The sequence below is a fragment of the Chengkuizengella marina genome (assembly GCF_009910845.1).
Lineage (GTDB): Bacteria > Bacillota > Bacilli > Paenibacillales > KCTC-33759 > Chengkuizengella > Chengkuizengella marina.
In genome coordinates, this window is record NZ_SIJB01000079.1 from 1 (window position 1) to 3,102 (window position 3,102).

The following is a 3,102-nucleotide window of genomic DNA, read 5'->3' on the forward strand; positions in this document are numbered from 1 at the left end:
AATTTACCAACATTATCAATTACATCTCATAATAACGATGAAATCGTTTCAAATAATAGCTTAGAACTTACTTGGAACTACAGTGATCTTGATGATCAAGAACAGTCAGCCTATCAAGTTATCGGTTCCCAAGATAACTGGGAATCCTGGTCATATAACTCTGAAGAGGTTGTGTCATCTAGTAAAACACATACGACACCACAACTAGCTGGAGGAGATTGGGATTTTGCAATCAAAGTTTGGGATGGTGTGGAATGGTCAGAAGAAGTTTATTTGAACAATATTCAATTACCAATCTCTTACGAACCAAATGATGATTTTAATACAGCGTATCAAATTGTTTATGACAACAATTATAGTTCAATTATTAATTCAATTAATGATGTAGATTTCTTTAAAATTGTACCAAATCAATCAGGAATTCATTACTTATCACTTCAAGTACCTGTTGGCGTAGATTACGATTTTTATATATATAACATGAATATGGATTTGGTTACTGAGGCTACATTAAGTAATGATGAGTATTTTTTAGCGGAAAGTGATCAAAACTACTATATTAAAATTTTTAGTAGTGATGGTAGTTTTTCAGAGGAACCCTATTCTTTTATAGTAAATCCTTTGGAGCTAAACATTGAAACACAATACCAATACGATGAAAATGGAAATTTAATCAATAAGCAAAAAATGATAAAAAATTAACCTTAACAAAATTATTCTATAAAAAAAGGAGAAGGATATAGGATGAAAAAGCAGAAAAAATGGATACAATTTGGGTTAATATTGATCATGTTTTTTACGATCATCCCATTACCTAGCATACAAACATATACTGAAGCAAACGAAACTGAATTATGGACAGAAGTAAGTAGTATGAATCATAAAAGAACTAGTTTTCAAAGTGAAATGGTTGATGGGAAGATTTATGTAATGGGTGGGCATAATTTAGATGATGGAATAAGGTATTCTAGTTGTGAAGTCTATGATCCGTTAACAAACACCTGGATAGAATTAAGCAATATGAATCAATCTAGGTCAAACTTTATAAGTGAAGTGGTAGATGGAAAAATTTATGTAATGGGTGGTTTAATAAGTGATGATTTGAGAAACTTCAATATTAAAACTAATTCGGTTGAAGTTTATGATCCCTTAAGTAATAGCTGGACACAACTTAGTAATATGAAAGATGAAAGAACGGGCTCTAAAACTGAAGTAATAGATGGGAAGATATATGTATTAGGTGGAGATAGTGATGGGAACAGCGCTGAAGTTTATGATCCCTTAACGAATATATGGTCAGAAATGAGTAATATGAATTTAAACGTAATTTATACGAGTCACGTGATCAACGGGAAAATTTATGTTTTAGGATATGATAATTCTAATGCTGAGCCCATTACAACACTTGGAGAATATAATCCAAGGACTGATACATGGACTTCACTTAGAGCTTTGAATGAAACCAGAGGATGGTTTCAAAGCGAAGTGATAGATGGAAAAATTTATGTAATGGGAGGATATAAGTATTTAAATGAACATTCAGCTAGTGATTCTTTAAATAGTGTAGAAGTTTATGATCCATTGACGAATACCTGGACAGAGTTAAGTAGTATGAATTTTAGAAGGTCATCTTTCCAAAGTCAAATGATAAATGGAAAAATCTTTGTAATGGGAGGCTTTGATTATAATTCAGGTTCATATTTAAATGATGTAGAAATGTATAACCCTGTAACAAATACGTGGATGGAAATGCCTAGTTTAATTTTTGATAGATATATATCTCAGAGTCATACTTTAAACGGATCCATTTATATAATAGGAGGGAGAGATTTTGAAGGTAGTGTGGAAAAAATCGACATCTTACCTCATACTCCTCAAAACGTGAAAGCACAAATTAATAATGCACAAATTCAATTGACATGGGATGTAGTTAATAATGCCGATGAATATATAGTTAAAAGATCAAATAGTAAGGATGGTCCCTATGAAATCATTGCTGACAACGTGGTAGAAAACTCATATGTAGATCAAAATGTAGAAACAGGTACTACATATTTTTATATTATATCTGCTGTTAACCAAATAGGTGAGGGTGAAAATTCAAATGAAGTAACGGTTCTTAATTATGTGCCAAATACTATTTCACCAGGATTAATAGATGAAGAAGAGTTAGTAGAGGGTACATCTTTAACATTTAATTGGCACCCTATGGATACACAAAATGCATTTCAAATACAAATAGATAACCCTTCAAATGAAGTGGTTTTTACTTCAGAATGGATAAATGCAGAGAACTCTTCTTATTATTTACCTGAAAATGTTTTGAACAGAGGAAATGTTTATGGATGGAAAGTACGAATCGAGGATAAATTTAGTGGAACTTCACCTTATTCTGATCCACGATATATAAAAATAAATAGTTTACCTGAACTAATGATCACTTCTCATAGTGATAATGAACAAGTTACAAATAACAGCGTAAGATTGGCTTGGAACTACAGTGATTTAGATAATCAAGAACAGTTAGCCTATCAAGTCATTGGTTCCCAAGATAACTGGGAATCCTGGTCATATAATAGTAACGAGATAGCTTCTTTAGATAAAACACATACCACTCCATCATTAGGAAATGGAGAATGGGACTTTGGTATACGAGTGAATGATGGAATAGAATGGTCTGATTGGGTTTATTTGAATAATATCCTATTACCTAGTTCTTATGAGCCTAACGACGACTTTACTACTGCATTTCCTTTTACATATTCTAGTACGTATAGTACAACCATTTCTTCAGATTTAGATGTGGATTTTTATCAATATACAGCTTCACAAACGGGTCTTGATGAATTAACACTTCAATCCACAATAGATAATTATTATGAAGTACATATCTTTGATGGAAATCAAAACTTAGTTGGGACAGGTGCTAGTTTAGCTGGTAAAGCCTACTATTTTGTTGAGGGTGGACAAACCTACTATATTAAAATTTTTAGTAGAGATGGTAGTTTCTCAGAGGAACCATACTCATTTACAGTAAATCCGTTGGAGCTAAACATTGAAACCCATTACCAATATGATGATAATGGAAATTTAAGAAATAAA

General features: G+C 31.9%; 2 protein-coding genes. Both read left to right on the forward strand.

Annotated features, from left to right (window positions below):
• A partial coding sequence (locus ERL59_RS20445) for a hypothetical protein (RefSeq protein WP_201763655.1) occupies positions 1–702 on the forward strand: 702 nt, incomplete at its 5' end.
• 42 nt (positions 703–744) lie between these two features.
• On the forward strand, positions 745–3,102 hold a 2,358-nt coding region (locus ERL59_RS20450; RefSeq protein WP_160648080.1), incomplete at its 3' end, for a kelch repeat-containing protein.